The sequence below is a fragment of the Mesorhizobium kamtschaticum genome, assembly GCF_056174585.1.
Map to the genome: position 1 here is coordinate 91209 of NZ_CM149691.1, position 25610 is coordinate 116818.

Below are 25610 nucleotides of genomic sequence, written 5' to 3' on the forward strand. Positions count from 1 at the left end.
GTGCCAAAAAACGCCACCCGTTTCATGAAATTTCGGAATAAGGAAACGAAAGCCAGCGGAGGAGTGTCGCGCGCCAGCCGGAACGCTTGTATCCTTCGTTGCAAGCATGGAGCGCAACCGTGGCCTATACAGTCATCTGGTATGGAAGACAGGGCATCGTCGACAAGTTGACCTTCGACGCCGAGAAGACCGCCAAGGACTACGCAATCTCGATGTTTCCGACGCGAAAGGGCGACGACGGGATTCGTCTCGGTTGAAGTTCGCAAGGACAACGGCACTGTCGTCTTTAGCCACGCGGAGAATTAGGGATTCCCAAGGGCCATTTGATCGGCGCCCGCGGGGGGTGACCGATCATTGCCTGTGCGCTCAACAAGGGAAGCTGGGCTATCCGAACTGCCAGCCCTACCGTGCGCTAGTGAACCAACGATCATCTCGGCTACGCACAGGTGCGTTACTGAGGGAGAGACCAAACAGTAAACCTATCGCAGCCCCGAGAATGAAGGCTGTTGAGACCGAACCAGGATTTTCTTGGACGGCCCCGGAAACCGATTGAGCCCGGCGCCGGGGTGAGGCTTAGGAAATGACCCAGATTCATTCCGACAGCACACCGCCCCAAGATTGGCCTAAGAACGTCAGAATGATCAGCATGAATGGTCTGGACCATCTAGGCGTTGATGTAAAAACGAACGAGCTGTATTGGGACGGGCAAAAGATCGTGACGGAAAGAAGCTGGCAAGCTTCGAGCGGACCCTGGCCTTATTCGCGACGGTCGCCACATGCGTTGCTGCCGCAGTGGAAGTTGGTCGAGCGGCAGGGTGGTGGCATTAGTCAAGCGCCCTGCCGGGTGTCGACTTCCAGAACCGCAAAGATTTTGGGCACAGTGAAATGGACTTTTGGGCAAAGGAATTCGGCCATTTCTTTCTGGTTTACGGCGTTCCAGCAGCGATCTGGGCAATAGTGTTCTTTTTTATCGCTCCTCTGTTTCCAAACCAGAGTGGGCAGGGAGGGAGCGTGTCTGAAACAGGGCTGTTGGTGATACCTACGATTCTACTTGCTGCGCTCGGTCTCGGATTCTATTTCCACTTCCGGGCTCGCCGATGGTGATTGCACAACTCGCCTCGTTATCCCTCATTGGCCCGCCAGCGCGCGTTCCACCGGCCGCTGTCCTACACCGCCGAAGCGTCCCGCGCGCGCGGGGCGTATAATAATCGGACACTAGTTGCATAAAGATCGTTGCGCGAGTGACGCATTTCTCGCTCGATCTCAAAAGGGAGGCTGGACATGAGGCCCTTCACAACCGTTACCGTTGTCCTCCTGATTTTGATAGCCCTAGTGCATGCGCTACGGCTCTGGTTAGGCTGGGAGGTTACTGTAAGTGGTATCACCATCCCCATGTGGGCGAGTGCGGCAGGCTTCTTTGTCACTGCAGGACTGGCGATAGGGCTCTGGCGCGAAAGGCAGTAGAGTTCGGTCGGGAATCGCTGTGGGCACCAAGTGTTAGGCTCCATTCACTAGGATGCGATCTCGGCATCCTGCATCGCCAGAAGGTCGAATGGCTCGGCGAAGCCGGGCAATGCCTCAATGCGACCGGCCCAGGCAACGATGCTCGGCCACGCCGCGAGATCCCTGTTGCTCAGGCGCGCGAAAGCGACCTCGCCGTAGCAGCAGATATCGGCAATCGTCGCCGTGTCGCCAACGAGGAAGCGACGGCCCGAGAGATGGGCGTCAAGGATGTCCAGAGCAGCCCGCCCCTTACGGTCAAACTCTGCCACGAGCACCGCATCGAATGAGAGTGGCAACAAGTTGCGACGGCCCAGTTCGACGCTATACCAAGCATAGAGCGGCGGCATCAGCCGGTCGGCGTCCCAAAACAGCCACTCCCGGACGTGTTGGCCCGCTTCGACATTGGCCGCGCCAAAGCAGCCGAGCGTGTCCGCTAGATATTCGAGGATGGCCGCCGACTGTACGAAGACCCGGCCGTCATGCTCGATCACTGGCACCTGACCCCAGCGGGACAGAGCTTGGAATTCGGGCGTCAGATGCATGCCGCGCTGGAAGCTGATGTAGCGAAATGTGAAGCCGGTGCGGCACAGGCGCAGCATCAGCGCTATCCGGTAGGTCGGTAGGGAGTGCGGGCTACCATATAGCGTGAACCTGCCGCTCAATCGCCTCCTCCTCCGCTCATGGAAATGATCAAACGCTCGACCATCATACGCGGTTTTCGTGCGTCTTGTCCGTCATCTTGCTGGCGATCAGAGTTGGAATGTCCACCCCTTTGCGGTCTGGCCGATATAGCGAGCGCCGGTCAGTCAGCCAAGCCGACGTCGCTTGCCGGGCGGTTCAGCGGTGCTAAACTGGGCACGCGGCGGTACTCCCTTTGACGGGACAACCCCTGTTGACGATGCCGCAGTGACCGACGCGGGCACTGTCGTCACCGGCGTCCGCGTCGGTCATTTGATGGCCAGCAAATTTGCGAGGCCTGCGGTTGATGCCGCCATCTGAAATGGCCCGCGCCCCTGTTGCAGGACGCGGGTCGACCAAAGGAGGGACCTTGGCCGGCGGCAGGACCGCTGAAGAGCCTGCCACCGTGGCTCAACCTGCCCTGAGCGTCGAGGTTCCGGACCAAAAACGAAAAACCCGCCGCCCCATTCACGGCAGCGGCGGGCCGTCCCTAGGGATAGCGGGACTTGCCAGGGTGTTGGTTTTACCCAGCTAAGGTTCCGCACTGCAATTACAGTGCCAACAGATTGACCCATTATGAGGCAGACCCCGACGGTGGCCTTAGCGTCGCTTCGCCTTCGGCGTGATCTCCTCGACCCGCACCTTGTCGCCGATCTCTTTCGCCAAAGCATCAGTCTTTGCCTTGTCCTTGGTGGTCAGCAACTCAGCGGCCGCAGCAGCCTCAAGCTGGTGGGCATGTTCCGTCGCGATTTTGAGCAGAGTTGCAGCCGTTTCCTGTGGCGTCCAACCTTGCGCTTCTGACGTAGTCACCAGGGCTGCGAATGCGGCTTCCAAGGCGACTTCACAGTTCACCTCACGATCTGGGCTATCCTCTGGCAATATCGGTGGTTCGACGGATTGGGACATGGTGACTGCTTTCAAAAAAGAGGGAAAGCCCGCGCTCTCGGCCAGAGGTGCGCGGGCCGATCAGGGTCTGTGGCCCGATCTTCAGCAGGGGAACCCGCCCTGCCGCAAGCGAGAAACTGTTAGAGATTGCTAATGTTCCGTCAAGCCGGTTTGGTGCGATCGAAGGTCGTCTTCCAGTCGCGATTGCGCTCCCGCTGCTGGCCTTCGTAGTCTGTTGTCGCCTAGCAAGAGGTCAGCGCAAATCCCGCATGATGAATTCGTAGATCGTGCCAATTTCTTCGTCGATCTCTTGGCCTGCAATGCCTTGGGCTTCCGCCGCCCGTTTTGCGTCCACAGTCATATCGATCACCAGCAGCACCGGGTCGGTGATCGGGTCGTCCGGTAAATGGTCCGACATCCAATGGTAGAGAAAATCACTGCCGCGCTTGCTCATTTTTCCCATAAATCGCACTGACTCGCAAAAATGCGATTCAATTAGCATGCGCTGAAATAGTTCCTGAAACTTTTAGACGAATGCGAGGAGCCCTACAGCGCGCATTCTCGCCGGCCCGCTGTTCCCACACCACCGGCGAAGCGTTCCCGCGCCGCCTGGCGGGCGCGGTGGGCTCCCCGTTTTGGCGGCAAGCACGCTTTAGCGACCGTCTCTGTGCAGCGGCTGACTGGAAGCGACCGGCTGTTTTGTGGCGTCCGGAGTAGTCTCCTCCGCGTTCTGCTTGATGTCTCGCCGCCCATAGACAAGCCTGAAAACAAGGGCGAAGTACCCGACCTGCAACAAAACCGCGGCGATGGTCCCCCAGGCAATAGCCTTCCAGATAGATCCTGTGGCCACATAGGCCCAAACCCCTACGACGCCCGACGTCGTCAGCATTCCCACCAGAAACTGCGGAAAATACATCGTCTGGCCAATCCCGAGAACAGATAAATAAGTTGTAACTAATTTAGTTAATTTGCAAGCACCGGCCCCCGAAGAATCCAACCAGATCCCGCCCGCTGCTTGGAATGACGGCATAAACTCGCCGGGCGAAGACCCCAACAACCTCAAGCCCGGCGAGCCTACAACCTGACCAGAGTACGCGATCAGGACCGGGATCAACCGGCACGCTGTCCGAGGCAAGAGCGATGCCAGCACCCCGTCCCGAAATGGGACATTACCGGGGGAAAACGTCCGCGCAGGGTGTTGTTGCAGAGTTGCTAACATTACGGTCGCGCCAGCCGGCGTGCCCACGCCGGTTAGGCCCGGCGGCCGGTAAGTCATACCCCAACGGGCTGCCGGGCCGCCTTCGTCCAATCCGTAGTCGACGAAATATCGCTTTTGCGCTAAATTTGTCGCAACCATGGGTGGGGTCATGACCAAAAGGCAGCCGAAGCGCGAAGTCGTCGAGGTTCATGAGGATGCGGTTTTTGCCGTGGAAAACGGCATCACGCTCGACCAGTTGAGGGACCTGATCAGGACACTTGGCAATGATCGAGAGACATTAGTCGAAGCGGTTCGGGCGTTGCGAAACGTGCGGTGAAGCTAGCTACGGTTGTTAAAGCCCTACACACTGCGCGACTTCAATCACGGCATCTGCATCGATGTCGAATGGTAATTCTCGCATTGGCACCCTCCCGCGCGGCATCTATCACGCTCTAACAGGCTGTGGAAAAAGGATCGGAGATACCCGTTTTGAATCTGCTTTGTGCTCGGTCTGATTCTGATACGTTCCGTGAACAAAACAGTTTTTCAACAGCCTGCTAAAGGTGCCATTGACTGATCGCCATCCGGTCGCGCGGATACTTACCAAGTCGGGCGCCGTCTACGGATGGGCCACCATCAAAGAAGCCACGGAGCGTTTCAGGTAGACCAGCTACATGCTAACATCCGGACGGCAAGCAGCTCGAAATCCGATGTAGCTGCCAATATGAAGCTTTAATTACACGATGCATAAATTTTTAATGTTAAGGAATAGCGATTGGCAACTACGTCCCCGAAGATCGCGTAATATTAGGAAACCCTAACATCTCCTCGCGCGTACTGTATGTACAACCGGCACGTGCCTGTTGTCCTTATTTAGGCAACCACAAGGAGAGTGTCATGGCTAGTATCTTCGAGAGAACCGCCAAAACCTTGGCGAGTGGTGCAATTATCGCGGCCCTGTGCATGCCAGCAAACGCCGCCGGAATTGGCGTTGGTGCCGGCGCATCTGTAGGCGGCAGTGGCGGAGTTAACGCCGGGGCCGGTGCTTCTATCGGCGGCTCGGGTGGGATCAACGCGGGCCTTGGCGCATCGATCGGTGGGTCGAACGGCGTTGATGCTGGCGCAGGCGCATCGATCGGAGGCTCCAATGGCATCGATGCCGGAGCTGGCGCATCGATCGGTGGGACCAATGGCATCGATGCGGGTGCCGGCGCGACCGTCGGCGGCTCCGGCGGTGTTACGGCAGGTCTGGGCGCGACCGTCGGGGGTACCGGTGGCATCGGCGTCGGCGCAGGTGTTGGGGTCGGCAACGGCATCGGAGCGGGCGTAGGTGTCGGCATCGGCGGTGTTCCGGGTACTCCTGGCACCCCTGGCACCCCGGGTACTCCTGGCGTCCCAGGCGTTACTCGCGTCTCGAGTGCTGTCGCCCACATGTCGAGCGCGCAGTTGACGCGGATGAAGAAGCGTTGTGCGGACGTGCTTGGCAACCAAGACGCATATGATCGCGATCTGCGCCAACTTTGCCTGCTGATTGCGGGTCGCTAGCATCCCTACACTCGATGGGAAGAAAGTGTCGATTTGGCCGTGAGGCTATTGTTGCGCTCTCCTGGCCTCCAGCCAGTCAGAAAGTCCGTCACCCTCTATGTGGCGGACTTTTTGCTGTTGTCGACTTTGGAACGTGAGAGCTTGAGTGCAAAACCCAGCAATTGACCAGAGCCGTATGGGAGCACGGGCGGGCCGGATGTGGAGTGCCAGGGGGTCATCCCAGCACCGGGGTTCGTTGCGGCGGAAATTGGGAGACTCGCAGGTATTATGCCCCGCCGCAATACGGCCTTCGCCAAGCCACCCTCAAACCCTCGCGGCCGCTGGATCCGGCCGACCGACTTTTTCGTTTTTGGAACCATTTCAGCGCACGCTAATTTAATAGTGTGTTGAATCGCGTGTGCGGGTCAGTTCATGCGTTGAAGTAATTTGGATTGGAACCCGAACCTCGTAAGGCAACGACTGGAGCCACAAAGTTCCACGGCTGTGAATATAGCAGCGAGGATCGCGGTTAATGACGTTCAGAGATGAATCATCTGCAGGGTCTAGGGGCCGACCGGATTGGGTCTACTTGAGCATGCAGCACTGGAGGTGGTGCTCTATCCCGTTATGCGCATTTATGTTGTGGCTGGTAACTCCGGCAGACAAGGGCGCCGAAATGCAGCAGCAACTCGTTGCAGCGCACGGCGAATTGGGGGCGGTAAAGGCGAAATTGGACGTGATGCAGCGCGCCGCAGGGGTCGCGGACGTGCGGGTGCGTACAATGACCAACACAGCAGCCGAGCAAGCACGCCTCCTGGAACAGCAACGCAAACGAGGCGATGCACTGGCGCTGGATCTGGGGGTTGCGCAACAGGCTGTAGAAGAGCTCAAAGCCAAAGCCGTTCTCGCGGATGAAGCGCGTCACACATTGGAAGTATCTCTGGCTGAGGATAACCGCGCTCTCGATGAGGAGCGGCACAAGGCTGAGCTCTCCGAACACGAACTCGGCACAGTACGCCAAACTAGCGATGCTAACAAGACAAGCGCAGATCGGGCTGCGGTCGAGTGGGCCAATGCGGTAAGGGACCGGCAGGCGGCCGAAGCCGCCTTAACGGGAGCTAACCATGCACTCGAATTGGAACGCGCACGCGCGGACGCTGCAGCACGTGATCTCGACAGTTCTCGGCAGGAGCGCGACGCCGCAAAGCAGGGTTCGGTAGAGTTGCGCGCTGCTTTGGAGCAAGAGCGCCAAAAGGTTATCGGTATGGCCGATGAGCTAAGCGCTGCGCGTAAGGCAATTGATATCGTCAAGGCCCAAAGTGAGCGTCGTACTTCGCGTGCGGATCGACCGCCGAAAGTGCGTGCCGCCGCAGGTGCACCCGCAGGCTTAAGCAGCCAACCGGCCCTTCAACCGGGGTTGCAGGAAAAACACAAATTGAAGGTCCAAAAATCATCGAAACGGGTTCTGGTGGCGACCATCCCTCTTCCCGACGCATTGCTCCCAACCCCGCCAGGCCCTCGCTAGGAGGCTAAGAGGGCAGCTACGAAGTAAACGTATGCAGGAGGAGTTTCGTAATGTGTAAATACGTGGCAGCCGCATTGATGATCGGAATCGCGGTTGGACCTGCCTCGGCCCTTGACGTGGGTGCTGGCGGTAAGGTCGGCGGTCTCGGGGTCGGTGCGGGATTGGGCGCCGGTTCGCAAGGCGCCTCTGTGGGGGTGGGGGCGAGCGCTGGCGGAGTGGGCGGAACAACCGTTGGGGGATCGGTCAGCACCGGCAGCGGGTCACTCGGCGTAGGCGTTGATACTGGCGGCAACCTCGGTAGCGCAAGCGGAGGTCTATCGACAGGTATCGGCACCGCCGCGCCGGCGGGTACTGTCGGCAGCCCCGCCCCAGACAATACTGCCATTCCTTCGGCCACGAGCGCGACACAAAACATGGACCTGCCACCCACCCTCAGGCCTTCCAGCGCGGATCGCGGCGAGCTCGGGCGGGTCACGAAGGGCTATCCATTTGGCCCCCTGGCATCGCTGAAAGCGATACCCGGGACGCCGCCTGCAGTCGTGAGCGCCTGCCGCGCGGCGATTTTGTCTTCTGCGACGCCCCTTGGCGCCGCGCGTGTTTACGCGGTAAGTGCTGGTCCGTTGCGCCAACGTCGAGGTGCACTGATCGCGCCGATCAAGGTGCGAATAGACTACAACGCCAGACAGGGCGGCATCGAAGTCCGCCAAGCGAAAGTCAGCTGTCGCCTCGATGCGGGGGGAAGGGTAACCGCGGTATTATAGTCTGCGCCTGACGGCTGCCCGTCCGCTGACCATGCCACAAAATGACCCGGATGATGGCGACGGGGACTAACGCAAAAAACCCCGCGGCCTCGGGCAGAGCAACGGATCTTATGTTGTGCCGGAGTGATACTCCGCGCGGGCTTTTCCATCTCACTGATCTTGCCCTTTGGCCAGCGACATGCACTGCGAAGCCATCACTGGCGACAGGCCCTCTTGTTTCTCCAGCCATGGGCCGAAGTGGCCGTGGGGCAATGACGCCTGAGCCGCGAGCAGCCGGCGGCCGATGGCGAGCTTTTGCTCGACGGACATATGCTGTCGGGGCATCGCGCGATTATCCGGCATCCTTGGGCTCAACGTTGCTTGATCTTTGCGCATACCGCCGCAAAGAGGGCTTACCGATACCTGACGCAACGTAACGACTCAGCTATGTCTTGAGGTGCGGCGGACCTGAAGAGGACCGTCTTGGCCGGCGCCATTCGGGTAACCTCCAGAGAGGGCGCCGGCCTTTCCCCGGAAATCGGCACACGTGCCCCTACTTGGAACCAAATTGGTCTCGTCCCGCTTTGGCACTATTGGATTGGCATCTTAATTGCTCCTTCAGACTAGCCAGACTTAGGGCCGGAGCGCTGGCGAAGGGGGCGACAATGGGTCTAGCCGAGAACTTGTGTGATGTTACGTTCACATTCGATTGTCCGTACTGCTCGCATCCGACCGTAAGGAAGGGCTCCGCGCTAAGAACAATCGCGCACTTCAGATGCGAAGGGTGCAACGCAAAAGTGCGGATGACTTATTCGCAGAAGCTAGCGATGTTCGAGCGGCATAGCCGTCTAGCCAATCGGTAAGTGTTCCGTCCGCCCGGCGCTAGCACTTCTCTTTCACCTTCGGCGTGATCTCCTCGACTCTCACCTTGTCGCCGATCTCTCTCGCCCAGACCAGCGCCTTGGCCATGTCCTTGGTGGTCAGAACGGTGCGCCAATTTGGCGTCTCGAACACTCTCACGATGTAGGTGGATGCCGGGTCGTTGATCATCACTTCCCCTATCCAGTGGTGGAAGCCCGCGCTCTCGGCCAGAGGCGCGTAGGCCGATCGGAGGCCCGATCGTCGGTCAGGGCGATGGAGGACACCAACCAGCACAACATTTAGGAGTAGCTAATGTTCCGTCAATCTCGCAATTTGTTGGGCAACAAGCTTTCGTCGGCAATCGGCACTGGCCACCTAACCCGACGGGGGATGTCAGGTGGCTACCGTTTTCCAGCCAGAATGCGGGCCTCCCGCAACAGCGATGCCCAATTGAGCCCAAGGAAGTCGATAAGCTCCCGGGCTTGATCTTCAGTAATGCCAGTCTCACTGACCAACCTGCGGACCACACCGTCCGCTGCACCCGGTGGCTTCCGTTGCTCGTCGCTCATCAAAGTTGTCCCTAGGCGACACAACGCAACTTACCGTTACAGGTTCCTTTCGGAATGACTCGCTAACCGACTGTCGGAAGCGTACAATGATGTATCGGCGATCAGGCCAAGGGCTTCGCTGATTGAGAGACATATCGCACTCTCGCCCTGTGAGGCGTTGAGATGCTTAGTCGGATTTCCCAAAGCCAGTTCCTGAGTCCGGAAGACTTGGCAATCTGCCAGCGCGTGTTCGATAAAATATGCGCCGATTGCAGATGGGATTACGCTTCCAGCGACGCCGAAGCGCTGGCGACCGTTGTGATATCTGTCTTTCAACGCGGCGTAGTCAACGAAGCTGATTTGCTGGCAGAGATGCAGGCAAGGCGCACTGATTTCGAGCGGCGCGCCGGCTGACCCAGCCGTAGGGGAATGGCTACACCTTAGCCTTCCGCCAGCCTGCCCACCACGCTTGCCATTGCGGACAAAACCAGCGCTCGCCCTTGGCTGGATTGACGACCGTCTCATCGTAATAGCGTTGACCTGGCATGTGATAAATGCGCTCGCCTGTCTCGACGCTGATATTGCCTTTGATGTTGCACCCATCCGGCGCGCCGGAGCCGCCCTGTCGATGAACGGTAGGGAGGGAATGCTGTTCGGCTTGCGGTATGAGGTAGCTCGCTCCAGCAACGCCACAAAGCAAGATCGGGATCAACGCCCGCCGCTCCAATAGCGAACGTCTACGCCGTCTCTTAGGCTGCCTTTTGCCCTTGGAGGCCCATAACCCCTCTCCCTCGGGAAGAATGCGGCTAACGCCGCTAGGAGTCCAGTCGGGCGTTACCCAGCCGTAGGCGGCCTAACCGGTCCCGTGGTGCTCCAATGGATGAACGGGACTTCCTTCCCGGTCACTTCCCGCACTGCCCCCAACAGCGCCTCATGCAGGACACGCGTTGCCCGGTAGTGGTCGCAGTGTGGCGAAATGAACGGCTTGATGATGCTTAGGTGCAGCGCTTCCGCTGCCGCCAGAAAGCGCTCGATTTCAGCCTCCGATAATTGCTTTGACGGTTTTGACCTAGCCATTGCGACACCTTTGAGAGTCGCCCCACCCAAGGACAATATTCCTACTGCTGCACTGCCAGTCAATAAAAAGCCCGCCGCCGAGGGTTTGGCGTCGGGCTAAAGCGTAGGGACAGGGCCATGGAGATGGCCACATGGCGATGATGCGCTTGGTCCGTGAGCGAGACCTTAATCACACCCTGACAGTTTTATGGGGTGCGTCGAATCTGTGCATAAACCATCACATCTCGGAACGGACTGGGAACGATCAACCCGTTCGGCTGCCGTCGCGTCGATGCAACGCCTCGAAGATGACTTCGAAAACGCTCCAGACCTCTTCATTGATCTCGTCAGGCTTGATCCCTGCTTCCTGGGCGGCTTTCATCATTTGATCTGCCAAGTCGCTGGCGGCGATTGGGTCGCCTGTTCTGGCAATCGGCAAATGTTCCGCCACCCAATTGTTGAGGAAGTCCAACCCACGGGCGCTCATTCGGGCAGTCCCGGGTCGTAGTGCACGATAGCATCGAGGATCGTGCGGTAGAGGCTGTCGACTTCCTCGTCTATCTCTATGCGCTTGATACCGATCGCTCCGGCGTCGGCCAACAGCTGGTTGGTAAGCTCGTCAACCGAGATGACATCAGCTTTCGTCGTCTCAGGGACGTTGGTGGCAATCCATTGATCCAGGAAGTTGATGCCGCGTGTGCTCATTTGGCCTAATGTTGCCCCTTCAATAGCCTGGCCTCGCGGAGCAAGGACGAACGGTCGGTGCCAACCACGTTGATGAGTTCTCTGGCCTGCGCCTCGGTAATTCCCGTCTCGCGCGCGAGGAACCGGACAAGAAAGGCCTCCTCTTCTTCCATCCGCGCCCGGTTCTTCCGCTTACCGTTTCCAACTGAGTTTAGATTTGATGGAGTTCTACGCGTTGCCTGTGGCCTTGGTTCAGATTGCAAGACCACCATGCCGGCTTCTTGTACCGCAGCGAGAAAGGCCTGGCGGGCCATTTCGATCTCTTCTGAGGTATTGATCTGACCTGTACAGGCTTGCAGTGCAGCTCGGTAGAGCGTCCCGTGCTCGGCGGGCCATCGCTCCATCATAAAAATCGCCGCCTCAGACACGCTGACGATTGTGCGAAACGCGCCCGGCGTCGCCGCCTCAATGATCACGGGTTCCCCAAAGAACGGATCGCGCATGCCTTGGCCCTCGATGTCCAAGCGAACGAAGGAAACGACAACTCGTTCCATCCACGCCGCGCCGCTCATCTTATCATTCCTCGCGAAAATCCTGCAACGAAGCGTGCCGCAAATCCTCCTCGCCGCGCAAGTGCTTCACGCGGCCGATGATGCCCGGCTTGACCCATTGCGTCGCCGGTCGCTTCATGCCCTTGGGAGCCGGACCAACGTGCTCCTGGACCCGCTTCCACAGGCGCTCACGGATCTCACGGCTCGAATTGATGAAGGCTGAACCGATATATTTCCCTGTTGCACGGTCAGCCATTAGCGCGAAGGCCGGCTTCCCCGGCTCACGCTCGACCCCCAGGAGTTTGTATTCGTCGATCGCGTAGCACTTGGCCTTCAGCCAGTTCATCGACGGACCGCTGCGGTATCTGCTGTCGCGGCGTTTGGAGACCATCCCCTCGAGCCCGGCCTGGTCCAGGAGGTGAAATATGGCCGTCGCGTCACCCGGCAGAGGCTCGCTAAACTGGATTCGCCCGCCGGGCTCGATCATGCTGTGAAGTATCTCGCGCCTCTCTTCGAGCGTCATATCGCGCAGGTCATGGCCATTCAGGTGGAGCAGATCAAAGGCGACGAAGTAAAGGTCCTGCTGGCGGCGCGAGATCGCCTGGCGCAATTCGCCGAAGTCGGACAGGCCGGCTGTGTTGAAAACGATGATCTCGCCGTCGATAATTGCGCTGTCAGCACCAAGGCTCTTCGCCTCTTCCACCAGGTTACGGTACTTCGCCGTCCAGTCGTGGCCGTTGCGGGTGTAGATCCGCGTGCCGTCTACGTCGATGATCAATTGGGAGCGGTAGCCGTCGAACTTGACTTCGTGAATCCAGTCGTCGCCTTCCGGAGGCTGCTCAACAAGGGTCGGCATCAGTGACGGGACGAACTTCAGACGCATAAACTGACTCGCAAAACGGCGATTCAATTAGAATGAGCTGAGATGGTTCCTAAACACCAAAGCCAGTATCTCGTGGGTAAGTGACACTCACGCAGGTTACGCGTAAACACGCCGAGCCGCTGCATGGAGGGGATGATGCAAAGTAGGAAGCCTACGGAGGGTGACGGCCGGTAAGACGTCATGGAATTTGCGGCCAGGCATGGACTGACCGCCAAATCCGCGCAAATCGTTTTGATGATTAATGGGCCTTCCAGAGAGCGCTGCGATGCTGCGGCTGCCGCGTTCAAGGAAGCGCTTGGCCAGAAGGCAGCAAAGTGCCTGTCCGACCGGCTGAAGCTCGACTGATCATGGGCTCCGGAGTCCCGCTCCGGCCCCTCACTCCAGCACTGGAACCACTTGCCCAGATCGAAGTTTCCTGTGCGCCTCGCGTCGAGGCTCAACAAGGGAGACACAACTATCGCGACGACCAAAGCGGCCTCCAACAAGGGCCTAAGCGAACTGTTCCACGACACGCTGAAGGACATCTATTTCGCCGAGAAGAAGATCCTCGCGACCCTGCCGAAGATGGCGAAGGCCGCGCAGAGCCCCGATTTGAAGGCGGCGTTTGAAAAACATCACGGCGAAACCCAGGAACACGTCGCCCGCCTCGAGGAAGTTTTCGAAGTGATTGGCAAGAAGCCGCAGGCCAAGACCTGCGCCGCCATTGTCGGCGTCACCGATGAAGGCGCCGAGATTATGGAAGAATATAAGGGCTCTCCTGCCCTGGATGCCGGCCTGCTGGCCGTTGCACAGGCAGTCGAGTATTATGAGATCTCGCGCTACGGGTCCATGAAGACCTGGGCGAGCGAACTCGGCCTGGATGAAGCTGTGTCGATCCTCAACCTCACGCTGGGCGAAGAAAAGGCGACAGATGAAGCGTTGACCGCGCTTGCTGAGTCGGCCGTGAACGTGGCCGCCGAGGCTGCTTAACGGAGCTTGTACTCACCTGCTCTCGTAACTTCCCGAGCCCTGGCGATCGATCGCCGGGGCTCAAGTCAATCCAAGCCAACACGAAAGGAGAAGATCATGGAAATTATCGACCACCCGCGTGCTGCAAGGTCGGGAAGCCCATCTGGTTGAATTCCAAGGCGAAGGAGGTGAACAAGTGCGGGTCACGCTCGCAGCTGGCGAGACTGCGCGAACCGACGACCAGCTCGTGGACGTCGCCAAGTCGGTGCTGGTGCAGGTAGCGACCTTTGGCTTGGAGACGGCAGCGCCACAGGAAAGTCCTGAACCCGCTGCGCAGAACTCTAATGTGCCCGTCGACGCCGACAGCTACACACTTGAATATCAGGAGGATGGAGTGGTCCGCCAACTGCCCGGTATCAAGCTGCCTCACCTTGGGGCGGTCGAAGAGGAAGTCCTCAGGTCGGCCGAAGATCTATGGCGTGATGCCCTTGACAATAACAGGTCGCCAACTGGTTGGGCCGTGCGCGCGCGATGCCCATGGTACGATCGTGGCATCAATAGACTATTCAGAATTGCAGTCCGCGTCTGACGACGCCATGGGAGGATGACATGGGATTCTTCGCGAAACTATTTGGCAAAAAAGCTGCTCCTGAAAAGTCAGGTGACATGCGCAAGAAGACCGGTGCCGGCCCTGCCATCGCTGCGCATTCAAAGGATGCAAAGGCCAAGGCGCCAACGGGACAAAACCATGCAGCAGCTGCAAAGAAGAAATGACGCGGCCGCCTAGGGCGGTGTCCCCCTGCCCGAGATTGGTTGGTGCTAATCGCCTACGCCTGCGCGAGGATTGCTTTCTCGGCCCGCTTACGAGCGCCTACATGAAAAGTTGGACAATCATCACCAATGCCGCTGCTGCCATCACGGCTGTGGCAATCCAGCCAATGATACGCATGACCAAAGGAACAGTCACCTTGCCCATGACGTCGCTGCGCGCGGTCATCAGCATCATCACCGCCATGACCGGCACAGCGACGATGCCGTTGACAACGGCGCTCCAGTAGAGTGCTTTGAAAGGGTTGATCGGCGTGAAATTGAGGCACACGCCAATGATCGTTGCGAGGGCAATCGTCGTATAAAACGCCTTGGCTGCCAGCGGCTCACGTTCGAGGCCGACAGGCCACTTCCGCGCCTCGCCGAGGGCGTAGCCTGCCGAACCGGCAAGGACGGGGATGGCGAGCAGTCCCGTCCCGATAACCCCGAGAGCGAAAATGGCAAACGCGAATTCACCAGCGACCGGCCGCAGGGCTTCGGCGGCCTGGCTGGTGGACTCGATGTCGGTAATGCCCTTGGCGTGAAGGGTGGCGCCAGCTGTGATCATGATGGCAAGGGCGACGATGTTGGAAAATGCCATGCCGACATAGGTATCGAGCCGTATACGCTCGATGGCATTCTGCGCCTGCTCAGGTGCTTTCTTCAACGGCTCGCGCTTGGGCTTGGCCTTTTGGTCTTCGACTTCTTGCGACGCCTGCCAGAAGAAAAGGTAAGGGCTGATGGTGGTGCCAAAAATTGCGACCACAGCCGTCCAGAACGATGCATCAAGCTTGAATTTGGGGATGAACAAGCCTTGGGCGACCTCGCCCCACGGCACATGCACGAACAGGACCGTGCCGAAATAGGCGAATAGCGACAGGGTAAGCCACTTCAGGATGGAGACATAACGGCTATATTTAAGGAACACCTGCAGCACGACGGAAACGGCGCCAAACAGGATGACGTAGAGCAGCGCGGGGCCGCCGATGATGAGTTTCAGGGCATCGCCCATGGCACCGAGATCGGCGCCGATGTTGATGATGTTGGCGATGAGCAGCAGCACGACGACCGACTGCAGCAGCCAGTTTGGATAATACTCGCGCATGTTGCCGGCGATACCGCGCCCGGTGGTGCGGCCGATGCGGGCGCTAATTTCCTGTACGACCGACATCAGCGGATAGCTGAACAGCATCGTCCAGGCCAGGCCGAACCCGAACTGAGCGCCAGCCTGAGAATAGGTAGCGATGCCGCTCGGATCATCGTCAGAGGCACCCGTAATAAGGCCAGGACCGAGGACGCCGAGCAGCCGTGGCTTTGAAGGTCCAACGACCGACTTACTTGGTTTCGTGCTCATGAACGCCTCCCCTGCCCCAATTACGTTAGTAACTCCGCATGTGGGGAAAAGCTCCACTCACAGCCTGCCATAGAACCATTTGCAAAAAATCAGGGCGGAACCGGCGCAAAGCATGGGTCCGGCAATGGTAAGGTTGGGGTAGCCGGGAAATGTCCGCTCCAAGATCAGGACGCTCACGGTACTGGCCAGCGCGATTGCCACACCAGCCCCGGTCAAAAAAATCACTTTCTGCAGCGGGGTCACGAGTCCTCCACAACGTTTGACGTCGCGCAGCGTCCGCCACTCACTGGAACGATTTTCGTGCACTTTCGTTCGCTTCATCAATCCGAAGGGGTGCTGTTCATGAACGACGCCTTTTTCGACGTTCCGCTGATCGTCGAGTCAAAGCCAGGCGAGTTCCGGAGGTTGACCAGCGTGTCGCAGGCCGCCGTATTTATGATGGAGCGTTGGCCCGAAGAACATGGGCCGCGATATCGCGCAGCGCTCCGGGCCTGTACCGGGCGACTAGCCTCGACCGACGACGTCGAGAATGCCCGACGCGCCTTCCTGGCGGCAGCCAGGGAAGCTGGCTTGGCAGTGAAGGACGAGAATGAAGATGCGGATCTGGAGCAGCCGAGCGACCTTCGGGGCGCGCCGCCGTCACCGGGTGACCAGAAGCGGCGGGAGCGTGCTCGCATGGTGGAGGAAGAGGAGTTTCTGGTCAGATTCTTGGCACGCGAAACGGGCATTACGGAGGTGCAAGCCCGCGAGCTGATTAACATGATAGGCATTGACTGGGCGTCGCTGCTGAGAGAAGCGAGGAGTTTGAAAGCCCAGCATTGAGATGCTGGCCATGTGGGCTCACAAGCGCAAGGGGATTCGCCTCGCGTGCTCAAAACGAGGCTGGCTGCCCGAGGGCCACATAAATGGCTTTGGCAAGTTCCTCCGGTGCACTGGGTTTCATCACCCACTGACCACTGAGAAAAATCGGGTCATGAAGCTGGGGTAAAATGCCCGAATGGATGATGAACGGAATATTGCGATCCATGAGCATATGCGCAACTGCATCGCAGGCTCCGTCGCGCAGTTCTAGGTCGAGGATGGCTATGTCGGGAGAGTGGTTTTGCAGCCACTCCAAAGCGTCGGCGCAGGTAGTCAGGACTTGCACGACGTTGAAGCCCGCGCTTTGAAGCTGGTCTTCAATGTCGATCGCGATCAGCGGCTCATCTTCCAAAAGAACGACAGAAACAGCGGTCTCGGTGTCCATAGAATTACCCCGAAATGTGGGACAAACGAACGGCGCTTTTTTGGCGGTAGGTAGGTCGATACGCTATCGCACGCAAGGGGTGAATCAAGTGGTTTTTCGGCTCCTGCTAAGGGGCCCGCGGCATCCGCAAGAGGGCCAAGCCTCGGCATCGCGTGCGGCCGCACCTAACCCTCTTGCAGTGGCTACCCCCCGGACCTCGCCGGTCAGGCAGGGGTGCAGGGGCACCCTTTCATTCCGCAAGGGGCGAGGAACGAAATACAGTGCACGCCGTTGCGCTCGAGCTTGAGGGATAGATGCCAAGTGAGAAGGGACAACTCACCATGGGCGACGACAAAGGCGACGGCTCCCGCATGACGGAGCGCGATAAGCTCGCAATTCACCTGGCCAAGGAAACCGGTATCACCGAGGAGCAGGCGCGAGGCCTCATCAGCATGCTGGGCACCGACCGCAATTCCCTGCTCCGGGAGGCCCGGATAATCTTTCGCCAGGGCCATCGATAGAGTGGACGGGACGGACTCTACTCCACAAAATCGCAATATCGTGTTTACGCTTGAGGCGCCCTCCCCGTCATGGCCGACAGTGATAGGGACGGCCGTTGACGAATTTAGTGGTGCCGTAGGTGGCCGGGCCGCAGGTGATGGCGGGGCTATCCGCTAGCCGCCTGTGTACGGAAAACGACCGTTTCGCGAACAGCGGTAACTGTTCGGAACTTCTATCTCGTTTGCGCCACGGAGGGTCCCCTGCCCTCAATTTGTCTAGAGTCTCATTTTGGGCCGTACCGGACTGGCAGCTTCTGGCGTCCGCAAGCGAATAGCGGGCATTCCAACACAGATATCGCAAGGTCGTGGAATGGTGCGAAGCGGCCTCGTGACGACCAAAAGCCGAAGCTAGTCTAGGCTAGCCACAAAGCTCCTGACCGTATCGATGTCCTCGCTGGTTGCGATCACAACCTGTGGTCAGGCCTTGGCTATACGAAGTAGACGCGCGGGTAAGCTAGTCGGAATGTGGTAGAACGTGGGCTGCGAACCACGCTTCTAAGCGCATGAGATCATCGACCACTATCTGCCCACCTCGAGCAAGATCGATAATTGGATACCTGACACCCCTAGGATAATGATCCCCTCGATCGGCGCCTATGATAAGCCGAAAGATGGGCCAAAGCGTCGTCACATAAGAAATTGGTTCGCCCTCAAAGTGTGAACCGTCATAGTTAGAACAGACGATGCCACAGAGCGCCCCGCTCTCGTCAAAGACGGGACCGCCGCTCATTCCTCCGTCGAAACGGGTGCTGGCCTGATAACATGGGAACGGGATTGTCACGGAATCGCGACGCCATTCAAAAATCTCGCGTACCTGCCCTACGCTCACCATTGGCTCGTCCGTCAGGTTGAGTTGCAACCCGCCGGCTACGTTTCTGGAAACCTCGACTTTCCCCTTGCGATAGCCGAATGCGGCGATCGTCTCTCCGACAATTGGCGGAAACGGGGAAAGTCTCAACTGTTTAAAATGGTGCGGTCGCTCTGGGTGGCTTGTATGCGGATTTGACGTAAGGTGAAGCACGGCAAGGTCAGAAATTGGGTCGAGCACAGCTTGAACCACGTCCCAAATCCAATACTGCACCTCAGACCCAGCGAGGACGACTTGAAGTGCTACGAGATTGGCTTCAGTCGCACGTGGAGAATCAGAGAAATTAAAATCTTGGGGGCCAATCACATCCTCAAATACGTGTTTCGCAGTGATGGCGAGTGAACCTGCGACGACCGTAGCCGTGCCGAGCACCAATGGAGTGTCTGAAGACAAGTTGAGCACCAATCGGAGCCCGATTTCAGACAGAGGCGTGTCCGGCCTCTGTTCCTCGAAAGGCTTATCCAACGGGAAAATGGAGAGACGCGGTCGCCGCATTCGTGCCCTCAACAAAGGTGGATAGACAGCCTTAAATAAACATGCAGGGTCAGAATTGCATGGGGCAATAGCTCTACCTCATCTTTATTGTTTGCTCACATCAGCATGGAATGCATTGTGTCTACGCGGGAGGCCTCTCCTCCGGCTCCCGAACCAGCGCCCGCTGGCATTCCACGGCTGCAACTCTGTTGGCCTATCCTTTTGGAGATAACCATGACGCCAAAGGAAGTATTAACTCTTGGTAGTAGTCTGCTGGGGGCTATGGGATTCTTCATAACCGCTTATGATCTGTGGCCGGAAATCGGTTTACACCGCGCTCGCAGAGCCTTGGCTATGGCCAAGGCTGGATTGGAGGTGCCATTTATAGCTCAGCAAGACAAGCTGTTGAAAAAAAGTCAGATCAGACCTGAAGACTGTGGAAGATCCTTTAATATTGTAAACTCTCAGTTCGTCAGCAAAATGGTGAGAGGCTATGGTTTAAATGACGAGATGGCGAACCGCATTGGAAAGAATCTCGACATTGCCGATAGCGCACTTCCTAAATCACTAAGGGAGCTTCTTTCATTTTTACAGCTGAGGGTATGGCTTATAAACCTCTGACGGTAAACGATTATTTAGCAATCCAGTCAGAGCTTGTTCCGGAAGTTAGGCGGTACTTCGAGATTGAAGCGCGATTTGTGGATAGCGATGTCGATTTCCCAACAAGATGGCGGCCTCCGCTCAGCCTCGGGATCGTGTTACTCGGAACTTCCTACCTCTTGCAATTGCTTGCCGCCATGAGAGCGCCCGTATGAGGCCGTCCTTCTGGTTCGGACCGACAAACAAAGTGACGCAGCTGCGGCGTGAGCGCAACGATATGAGGCGTACACCCTGAGGTGACACCGTCGAAGCGCGACGACCGCGTGTGGCGCAACCGGAACCTTCAGCGGGTCGCCGGAGATTTTTGCTGTCGGGTAACCGCAAATTGAACTCTACGACCGAGATGAGGCGCAAAGCAGCCGGTCATATACGTACGATTGCCGTCACCTTCGGGCCGAAAGTAAAGCAAGCCGAAGGTAGCTGCTGATCCATTACGGGGCTAACAGACTACCGGGTATGGTTCATGATCGACCGCCAACCTATAACGGACTGCCACCCGTAAAATATTCCGCCCAAAGAGTTCGCGTCCTTGCCCCCGCCACACTGCGGGGAACGATGCTCTCGGCAGGGTTTGACGATGTTCCGATTCCTTCTGATTATGCTGTTGGTTGTGGTGTTGCCGGCGGCGGCGATGGCCGAGAAGCGCAGCGCGCTGGTCCTCGGCGACGGCAAGTACCAGTCGGTGCGCGAATTGAAGAACACGGTGGCTGACGCCACGGCGATGAAGGATGCGCTGCGGGCGCTCGGTTTCGACGTGACGCTGGAGATCGACAAGGACCTGCGCCGCACGCGCCGCGCACTCAAGGATTTCAGGCAAGATGCCGCTGGTTCCGATGTCGCCCTGGTCTATTTCGCCGGCCACGGCGCTGAGATCGACGGCGACAACCGGCTTCTTCCGACCGATACGGATGTGTCATCTCTCGACTCGTTGAAGGCGACCACCTTGCCGTTGAACGAGGTGCGTGACACCGTGACCTCGATCGCCAAGGTCGGGCTGGTCATTCTCGACGCATGCCGTGATGACCCGTTCGGCGCCGGGGATGGCTCGGGCCGTTCGGCCGTTGCCATCGCCAAGAGAGTGGCCGGCAGCGTGAAGCCAGGCCTCGGCCGGGTTGGGCGCGCGGAGAACGTGCTGTTCGCCTTTTCAGCCGCTCCGGGGGAGACGGCTGCGGATGGTGATGGCGAGCATTCGCCGTTCAACGCGGCGCTGACCAAGTATCTCGGCACCGAGGGACTTGAGATCCGCTCGGTGCTGACCCTGGTGCAACAGGAAGTCTATGACCAGACGCGTGGCAAGCAGCTGCCCTATATCGAGAACGGCCTGCCGCAGCTGTTCTTCGCCGAGAAGTCGGACAAGCCGCTGCCGGAACGCGAGCGTTTGCTGCTCGCCATGGCCGACATTACCCCGGACCTGCGTACAGAGATCGAAACGATCGCGGCGGGGCACGACATGCCGTTGGCACCCCTCTATGGCGCGGCTATCGAAAGCGGACTCGCCCAAGCGGCCAGGGCCGACCAGGTTGCTCAGCTGGGCCAAGCCGCCGATGCGTTCGTGAAGACGCGAAACGATTTAAAGACGCTGGCGTCCGACGATCCCGATGTGGTGCGCCAGCGCGCAGAGGCGGAAAACAAACTCACCCTTGGTGAGTTCGATGCTGCGCGCGCCGCCTTCGGCAAGGCCATCGGCATCGACGCCGCCTCGCGCGACAAGCTCAAGGCGAATTTCATCGAGCGCACGCTTAGCCAGGTAGCTTCGCTGTCCTTGCGTGCCGGCGGCTCGCTGGTATCGTTGAAGTACCAACTGGCGATCGAGGACTACCGCGCCGCCTCAGTTCTGTTCGACGACCTGACAGACACCGCACTATCGGACGGCGGCCTGAGAAACAAGATGATGGTTCAGTTCTATCTTGGCCAGACCCTGGCGACGGTGGGCAATGCAAAGGACGCGCTGACCGCCTATCAGCACGCAGTGCAGACAGGCGAAAGTCGTGTCCGTCGAGACCCGCGCAACCTGAGTGGACAGCGTGAATGGTCGGCCGCGCTCGTACGCCTGGCCAACAGCTTGCGCGACAGCGGCCAGGCCGACAAAGCGTACGATGCCTACAACTCCAGCCTCGTGGTTATGCAGCGTCTCGTCGGGGCGGACCCGCACAACGCACAGTGGGAAAACGACCTTGGCGCAAGCCTCCATGGTATCGCGCTTCTGGAGACGGACCGAGGAAATCTCGCGGAGGCTGAAAGGCTGCACCAGCAGGCCGCGCAAGTGTCTCGCGCGCTCATCGCGTTGGAGCCGAACAGTCCTATCCATCGAAGGGAACTGGCTGTGGCTCAAATGAGCCTGGGCGATCTCGTTGGTAGCGTCGGCAATTCGCAAGCCGCGCTGCCAGCATACCAGGACGGTTTGAAGACGCTGGAGGAAGCGGTGGCGCTGGCGCCGCCCAACACCTTCAATCAGGACCTGGTGGTGATGCATCTGCGCGTCGGTCTGACATTGCTGCACCTGCGCCGGAACCAGGAAGCCGCTGCCGAATTTCAGCAAGGCGAGGAGATCGCTCGGCAGGACATCGAAAACGATCCGAACAACGACGATTTCGCCAGGGCCTACGCGGCGGCGACGAGCCAACTCGCCGCTGCACAGTTGGCGACCGGCGACGTGCTCGGAGCTGTCGCGACGTACCGGCGGGCAGTCGCTTTTATTGGTCCAAATGCAAGGGATAAGAAAGGCGAATGGCTAAAGCTCGCGGCAATCGGCAATGGCGGCCTGGGCGATGCCTGCGCGGCCGTTCGAGACGTGAAATGCGCGTACGATGCCTATCATAATGCTCTTGAAGAGCAGACAGCGCTGGTGCATTCGGATCCAAGAAATGTCTTTGCGCAGATGGCGCTGGCGCTCTATCACAAGAAGCTAGGCGATGCAGGCGAGAATCGCCGCGCGCACTACCAGGCCGCGCTGGACATTCTGCTACAGCTCAAAGCGGTAGGCGCCTTGCCTCCAGCCTATCAGTCTTGGATCGATCTGACGCGGCAGGCCGTTCAGAGCGCGCGCTGATGACTCCGACCGCTCTTGGGTAACTCACGACGTTGAATACCTAGCAGGTAGGAGTCAACTTGCGGCGAGCCCGCAATCTCTGGCGTGGTCGCCGGCACTGTCTGCTTACTGGCTTTGGTAAGGCTAACTTGAACGGCCGACATCAGGCGCAAACCGAACGAACACACTTACCCGTCCGCGAAACGTCGGATTCTGGGCATGTCCTCAGTTGTCTGACGCCATGGCAGCCTATTTCCTGGTGATGTTTTCCAGGCCAACAATGGCTTGAGCAAAGAAATCCTGGTTCTCACTGGCCAGAACCAGCAACCGCGAGATGGCTTCCACTCGCCATGTCGAGGGCGCGCGCCGAAGAAGGAATAAAGCCTCTTCGACCCGATACTCCTGGCTCGACGGCTCGTCGATGGTGGCGCCTTCAAGCACCGGGACATCCTCGGCGGCCACAAGGCGGACAGGCAGCTCGAGGGATATGCCGTTGGCACCTTTGATCTCGAGTGTGTAGACGCCTGGTGCCACGCTGGACATCGTCAGGTTCGCGTGACGATCATTTGTGACGTCCAGCACTTTCGCGGCGCCGCCATGTTCCTTGACCATGGTAATCGAATAGGGCGCCGTGCTGCCGACCCAGCGGATGGAAAGCGTATGGCTGGGGTCGATCGACTGCTCGCCAACGGCATAGACGCCCGGCATAATCAGATATTGAGAGGGTATCGTCTCGCGAGTGTCGCCGACAATGGCAGCTGCCATATCGCGCGTCTCTTGCCAATCCTTGCCGATGATACCAAGCGTAAAGTCCAGGAGGCGCTGAAACCTGCCGATCACGGGGACCTCGGGTATTTCCACGACATCGGGAAACTTGACCGAACGCACGGTGTTGTCCGGCATGTTGATCTCTGCGCTCACGCCGGCGCCAGGGCGCACGATATCGCCCGGCTGCAGGAAACAGCCGGCCTTTGCCGGCTGTGCATCGGGGCCGCGTTCGACGCTGAGCCATGTCTCAGCGCCGGCCTGCCGTTCGACCTTGATCACGCTTGCACGGGTGTCGGGGCCACATTCACAAAGTGGTGGTTTCTCGTCCTGCCCCAAGGCAGCTTGCACACAGGACAGGGCCACGGCGACAGCCATTGCGGTGCCCAAGGCGAACCGCTCGAACTTCCGGCGTACTTCGCACCGCTTGTCACACGCCATTCTGCCCCCTCGCGGCCCGTCTGCAGAATTCACTCGCTAGCCGGCGGAATATGCGGGCGGCTTCCAATCGCCTCCACCCAGGTCAGAGCCGCGGAAAGCGCCTCTCGGATGACCTGCAGGATAGAGGACATTCCCTCGAAGGCAACGGCAATGATCGGCGACATGACCGCTATGGCCGTTCCGGCCGCTAGGCTGGAGAATGCATGAACGGCGCCAAGAAAAAATACCGCAAGGATGGTGACGACAATCGCGAGCGCGGCCAGGACGAGTTTGGCGATGTGGTTGACAGGCGATTGCAGCCGCTCGTGTGCTTGATGGCCGGCGACATGGAAGACGGCGCCGATCGAACTGGCAAGGCCGATCAGCAGCAGCTCCCAGGCCCAGCCTTCATACTCGTCGACCAAGGTTCCAGAGGCGATCGCCCGGATGGCGTTGGCGTGCACCATCGCGCCTGGCATGCGCAGCCCCAGAGGTGTCGCATGCAGATCCCCGGAGGCGGCGTAGCCGCCGCCGATGACGACGACAGCCCCGTCCAGCAGCGACGGGTTCTCGCTCAGACGCTGTTGCAGTTCATCAGCTTCGATAGTCTGGAAGACGAATGGCGCATAGCTGTAGGCGGCGGTAACTGCGCTGCCCGGATCCGACGGCAGCGAAAACAGAATCCGCAGGACCGACAAGTCGTCATTGTCCGACGGCTCGTAAACGTGGTTAGCCACATTGAGGGGTTTGGCTTCGCACTTTGCGCTCGATCCGGGACGCGACGCCGGAAACAGACATGCAAGACCGCTTCGGTCGACTTTTGCGTCCATCAGCGCGGCGCCAAGCAGTCCAAAGCCGGAAATGCGCCGCGCCGCCGCGGGCGTATCCCCGCGTATCAGGTGCCAGGCATAGACCGAGCGCACGACATTGTCCGGATCGGGTTGGAGCAGCGGGGACGCAAACCAGAGATCCGGATGTGACGATGGCGAAGCATCGGGACTGCATTTGGAGTCGTCGAAAATGGATGGATAGGCCTGGGCAACCGGCCGTGCCGGATTCGAGGCTTCGCTTACCACCGGCCGCACGGCCAATACGGGGATCGACTTCGCGATCGAATATGTCTCGGCGCACAGCAGCTTGTCGGTGTCGCTCGCTTTGTCACCCACCTGTGGCGCGAGCTCGACGTCGAGCACCACAAGCTTCATCGGAGTTCGGCCAGCATTGGCGCTAGCAAGCGCCTTCAGCATCTCGACGAGTTCGTCGCGAGGCGTCGCGAAGCCGGTTGCGCAGGCCTCACCGCGAGCCTTGGCCCAGATACGACACGTCGCCTCACCGACATTGATAAAGACGTAGCGTACGCTCTTCTCCGACTGGACATCGGCCAGCCGTTCCCGTGCAAGTTCGCGCATGATAACGTCGGATACGCTGCGGTCGAGCGACCGCACGGCCTCGACATGCCGCAGCGCGGTCATCGCCAGACTGACCACAAGCGCCAACGCGCACAGCAATAGCCACTCTATTGCAAATGCCAGCAACAAGTTCTGCCATGGATGCGAGCTTGGTTCGTTGTTCACGTCGATCTGGTTTCTTGGATTTGGAGGTCGGCGGCATGCTCAAATCTAACGATAAATCATGAGTTCACGCCAACCGCGAGTCAATTGGCTGATAAGGTCTCCAGCGAACTGACGGGTGGATGGTTTGGTTGCAAGGTGAAGGCTTGACGACGGCGGTCGAAGACTTCGGTAGAAGGATTATCGGTTCGGCAGGTCCGCCGTCTATGTCTAAGTCCCACTGAGTTTGCGCCATTGAGCCGCCAGCGTCGACGCATTAGCATGGGGCGGATTTGGATCTCTCGGGCGGAAGGA

General features: G+C 58.9%; 32 protein-coding genes. 14 read left to right on the plus strand and 18 right to left on the minus strand.

Features of this window, described 5'->3' with window-relative positions:
* Nucleotides 1–119: 119 nt before the first annotated feature.
* Together AC0V7N_RS00450 and AC0V7N_RS00455 are read left to right on the plus strand one after the other, a co-directional pair.
* Entirely contained in the window at nucleotides 120–257 is a 138-nt protein-coding gene (locus tag AC0V7N_RS00450; RefSeq protein ID WP_475453755.1) for a hypothetical protein, read from the plus strand.
* 323 nt (nucleotides 258–580) lie between these two features.
* Complete coding sequence (locus tag AC0V7N_RS00455) at nucleotides 581–958, plus strand: hypothetical protein (RefSeq protein WP_496627641.1); 378 nt, start codon at nucleotides 581–583, stop codon at nucleotides 956–958.
* 553 nt (nucleotides 959–1511) lie between these two features.
* On the opposite strand, the gene AC0V7N_RS00460 is transcribed toward AC0V7N_RS00455, so the two are convergent.
* From AC0V7N_RS00460 to AC0V7N_RS00475, 4 genes are all read right to left on the minus strand, one after another.
* Nucleotides 1512–2102 (minus strand): glutathione S-transferase family protein, encoded by a 591-nt coding sequence (locus tag AC0V7N_RS00460; RefSeq protein ID WP_475453758.1) that lies wholly within the window; start codon nucleotides 2100–2102, stop codon nucleotides 1512–1514.
* 679 nt (nucleotides 2103–2781) lie between these two features.
* Complete coding sequence (locus AC0V7N_RS00465; protein WP_475453760.1) at nucleotides 2782–3087, minus strand: hypothetical protein; 306 nt, start codon at nucleotides 3085–3087, stop codon at nucleotides 2782–2784.
* Nucleotides 3088–3319: 232 nt separating this feature from the next.
* Nucleotides 3320–3520 (minus strand): hypothetical protein, encoded by a 201-nt coding sequence (locus tag AC0V7N_RS00470; RefSeq protein WP_475453761.1) that lies wholly within the window; start codon nucleotides 3518–3520, stop codon nucleotides 3320–3322.
* 198 nt (nucleotides 3521–3718) lie between these two features.
* Complete coding sequence (locus AC0V7N_RS00475) at nucleotides 3719–4180, minus strand: exopolysaccharide production repressor protein (protein WP_475453763.1); 462 nt, start codon at nucleotides 4178–4180, stop codon at nucleotides 3719–3721.
* A 253-nt stretch (nucleotides 4181–4433) separates the two neighbouring features.
* Here AC0V7N_RS00475 and AC0V7N_RS00480 point away from each other — a divergent pair, with 253 nt between their 5' ends.
* The 3 genes from AC0V7N_RS00480 (at nucleotide 4434) to AC0V7N_RS00490 (ending at nucleotide 7313) form a co-directional block, all read left to right on the plus strand.
* Nucleotides 4434–4601 (plus strand): hypothetical protein, encoded by a 168-nt coding sequence (locus tag AC0V7N_RS00480; RefSeq protein WP_475453764.1) that lies wholly within the window; start codon nucleotides 4434–4436, stop codon nucleotides 4599–4601.
* A gap of 560 nt (nucleotides 4602–5161) precedes the next feature.
* Nucleotides 5162–5809: a hypothetical protein gene (locus tag AC0V7N_RS00485; RefSeq protein ID WP_475453766.1), complete on the plus strand. Its 648-nt coding sequence runs from the start codon at nucleotides 5162–5164 to the stop codon at nucleotides 5807–5809.
* Nucleotides 5810–6464: 655 nt separating this feature from the next.
* A complete protein-coding gene (locus AC0V7N_RS00490; RefSeq protein ID WP_475453767.1) occupies nucleotides 6465–7313 on the plus strand; it encodes a coiled-coil domain-containing protein in 849 nt (282 codons plus the stop codon).
* Nucleotides 7314–8224: 911 nt separating this feature from the next.
* Here AC0V7N_RS00490 and AC0V7N_RS00495 read toward each other — a convergent pair.
* Both AC0V7N_RS00495 and AC0V7N_RS00500 read right to left on the minus strand, forming a co-directional pair.
* The gene (locus tag AC0V7N_RS00495) at nucleotides 8225–8416 is read right to left on the minus strand and encodes a DUF3102 domain-containing protein (protein WP_475453769.1); all 192 of its coding nucleotides are present in this window, start codon (nucleotides 8414–8416) and stop codon (nucleotides 8225–8227) included.
* Between the two features lie 519 nt (nucleotides 8417–8935).
* Entirely contained in the window at nucleotides 8936–9106 is a 171-nt protein-coding gene (locus AC0V7N_RS00500) for a hypothetical protein (RefSeq protein WP_475460689.1), read from the minus strand.
* Between the two features lie 539 nt (nucleotides 9107–9645).
* Between AC0V7N_RS00500 and AC0V7N_RS00505 the strand changes: the two genes are divergently transcribed.
* Nucleotides 9646–9876, plus strand: a complete 231-nt coding sequence (locus tag AC0V7N_RS00505) for a hypothetical protein (protein ID WP_475453770.1) — start codon at nucleotides 9646–9648, stop codon at nucleotides 9874–9876.
* A gap of 19 nt (nucleotides 9877–9895) precedes the next feature.
* Here AC0V7N_RS00505 and AC0V7N_RS00510 read toward each other — a convergent pair whose 3' ends face one another.
* The 6 genes from AC0V7N_RS00510 to AC0V7N_RS00535 all read right to left on the minus strand — a co-directional run bounded on the left by AC0V7N_RS00510 (nucleotide 9896) and on the right by AC0V7N_RS00535 (nucleotide 12636).
* Nucleotides 9896–10174 (minus strand): sunset domain-containing protein, encoded by a 279-nt coding sequence (locus tag AC0V7N_RS00510; protein WP_475453772.1) that lies wholly within the window; start codon nucleotides 10172–10174, stop codon nucleotides 9896–9898.
* A 122-nt stretch (nucleotides 10175–10296) separates the two neighbouring features.
* A complete protein-coding gene (locus AC0V7N_RS00515) occupies nucleotides 10297–10539 on the minus strand; it encodes a hypothetical protein (RefSeq protein ID WP_475453773.1) in 243 nt (80 codons plus the stop codon).
* Between the two features lie 244 nt (nucleotides 10540–10783).
* Nucleotides 10784–11005 (minus strand): hypothetical protein, encoded by a 222-nt coding sequence (locus AC0V7N_RS00520; protein WP_475453775.1) that lies wholly within the window; start codon nucleotides 11003–11005, stop codon nucleotides 10784–10786.
* Entirely contained in the window at nucleotides 11002–11223 is a 222-nt protein-coding gene (locus AC0V7N_RS00525) for a DUF768 domain-containing protein (RefSeq protein ID WP_475453776.1), read from the minus strand. Before AC0V7N_RS00525 ends, AC0V7N_RS00520 begins: the two co-directional genes overlap by 4 nt.
* Before the next feature lie 5 nt (nucleotides 11224–11228).
* The gene (locus tag AC0V7N_RS00530) at nucleotides 11229–11774 is read right to left on the minus strand and encodes a DUF982 domain-containing protein (RefSeq protein WP_475453778.1); all 546 of its coding nucleotides are present in this window, start codon (nucleotides 11772–11774) and stop codon (nucleotides 11229–11231) included.
* Nucleotides 11775–11778: 4 nt separating this feature from the next.
* The gene (locus AC0V7N_RS00535; protein WP_496627642.1) at nucleotides 11779–12636 is read right to left on the minus strand and encodes an ATP-dependent DNA ligase; all 858 of its coding nucleotides are present in this window, start codon (nucleotides 12634–12636) and stop codon (nucleotides 11779–11781) included.
* 180 nt (nucleotides 12637–12816) lie between these two features.
* On the opposite strand from AC0V7N_RS00535, the gene AC0V7N_RS00540 reads away from it, so the two are divergent.
* The 4 genes from AC0V7N_RS00540 to AC0V7N_RS00555 all read left to right on the plus strand — a co-directional run bounded on the left by AC0V7N_RS00540 (nucleotide 12817) and on the right by AC0V7N_RS00555 (nucleotide 14358).
* Complete coding sequence (locus AC0V7N_RS00540) at nucleotides 12817–12981, plus strand: hypothetical protein (protein ID WP_475453781.1); 165 nt, start codon at nucleotides 12817–12819, stop codon at nucleotides 12979–12981.
* Between the two features lie 111 nt (nucleotides 12982–13092).
* A complete protein-coding gene (locus AC0V7N_RS00545) occupies nucleotides 13093–13605 on the plus strand; it encodes a YciE/YciF ferroxidase family protein (protein ID WP_475460132.1) in 513 nt (170 codons plus the stop codon).
* Between the two features lie 175 nt (nucleotides 13606–13780).
* Nucleotides 13781–14173, plus strand: a complete 393-nt coding sequence (locus tag AC0V7N_RS00550; protein WP_475453783.1) for a DUF6894 family protein — start codon at nucleotides 13781–13783, stop codon at nucleotides 14171–14173.
* A 20-nt stretch (nucleotides 14174–14193) separates the two neighbouring features.
* Nucleotides 14194–14358 carry a hypothetical protein gene (locus AC0V7N_RS00555; RefSeq protein WP_475453784.1) on the plus strand — a complete coding sequence of 55 codons (165 nt, stop codon included), beginning with the start codon at nucleotides 14194–14196 and terminating at the stop codon, nucleotides 14356–14358.
* A gap of 97 nt (nucleotides 14359–14455) precedes the next feature.
* Here AC0V7N_RS00555 and AC0V7N_RS00560 read toward each other — a convergent pair whose 3' ends face one another.
* Complete coding sequence (locus AC0V7N_RS00560; protein WP_475453786.1) at nucleotides 14456–15745, minus strand: NRAMP family divalent metal transporter; 1290 nt, start codon at nucleotides 15743–15745, stop codon at nucleotides 14456–14458.
* A 57-nt stretch (nucleotides 15746–15802) separates the two neighbouring features.
* On the minus strand, nucleotides 15803–15988 hold the full coding sequence (locus tag AC0V7N_RS00565; RefSeq protein ID WP_475453788.1) for a hypothetical protein: 186 nt from the start codon (nucleotides 15986–15988) through the stop codon (nucleotides 15803–15805).
* 99 nt (nucleotides 15989–16087) lie between these two features.
* Between AC0V7N_RS00565 and AC0V7N_RS00570 the strand changes: the two genes are divergently transcribed.
* Nucleotides 16088–16567, plus strand: coding sequence for a DUF982 domain-containing protein (locus AC0V7N_RS00570; RefSeq protein ID WP_475453789.1), 480 nt, complete (start codon nucleotides 16088–16090; stop codon nucleotides 16565–16567).
* Nucleotides 16568–16616: 49 nt separating this feature from the next.
* Here the strand turns inward: AC0V7N_RS00570 and AC0V7N_RS00575 are convergent, their stop codons facing one another.
* On the minus strand, nucleotides 16617–16991 hold the full coding sequence (locus AC0V7N_RS00575; RefSeq protein ID WP_475453791.1) for a response regulator: 375 nt from the start codon (nucleotides 16989–16991) through the stop codon (nucleotides 16617–16619).
* Between the two features lie 320 nt (nucleotides 16992–17311).
* On the opposite strand from AC0V7N_RS00575, the gene AC0V7N_RS00580 reads away from it, so the two are divergent.
* Nucleotides 17312–17491, plus strand: a complete 180-nt coding sequence (locus AC0V7N_RS00580; RefSeq protein WP_475453793.1) for a hypothetical protein — start codon at nucleotides 17312–17314, stop codon at nucleotides 17489–17491.
* A 493-nt stretch (nucleotides 17492–17984) separates the two neighbouring features.
* On the opposite strand, the gene AC0V7N_RS00585 is transcribed toward AC0V7N_RS00580, so the two are convergent.
* A complete protein-coding gene (locus tag AC0V7N_RS00585; RefSeq protein ID WP_475453794.1) occupies nucleotides 17985–18893 on the minus strand; it encodes a S1 family peptidase in 909 nt (302 codons plus the stop codon).
* Nucleotides 18894–19106: 213 nt separating this feature from the next.
* Between AC0V7N_RS00585 and AC0V7N_RS00590 the strand changes: the two genes are divergently transcribed.
* Together AC0V7N_RS00590 and AC0V7N_RS00595 are read left to right on the plus strand one after the other, a co-directional pair.
* Nucleotides 19107–19493 carry a hypothetical protein gene (locus AC0V7N_RS00590; protein ID WP_475453796.1) on the plus strand — a complete coding sequence of 129 codons (387 nt, stop codon included), beginning with the start codon at nucleotides 19107–19109 and terminating at the stop codon, nucleotides 19491–19493.
* Between the two features lie 616 nt (nucleotides 19494–20109).
* The gene (locus tag AC0V7N_RS00595) at nucleotides 20110–22581 is read left to right on the plus strand and encodes a caspase family protein (protein WP_475453797.1); all 2472 of its coding nucleotides are present in this window, start codon (nucleotides 20110–20112) and stop codon (nucleotides 22579–22581) included.
* Nucleotides 22582–22809: 228 nt separating this feature from the next.
* Here AC0V7N_RS00595 and AC0V7N_RS00600 read toward each other — a convergent pair whose 3' ends face one another.
* Nucleotides 22810–23703, minus strand: coding sequence for a hypothetical protein (locus AC0V7N_RS00600; RefSeq protein ID WP_475453799.1), 894 nt, complete (start codon nucleotides 23701–23703; stop codon nucleotides 22810–22812).
* Nucleotides 23704–23795: 92 nt separating this feature from the next.
* Entirely contained in the window at nucleotides 23796–25217 is a 1422-nt protein-coding gene (locus AC0V7N_RS00605; RefSeq protein WP_475460135.1) for a CHASE2 domain-containing protein, read from the minus strand.
* Nucleotides 25218–25610: the final 393 nt, after the last annotated feature.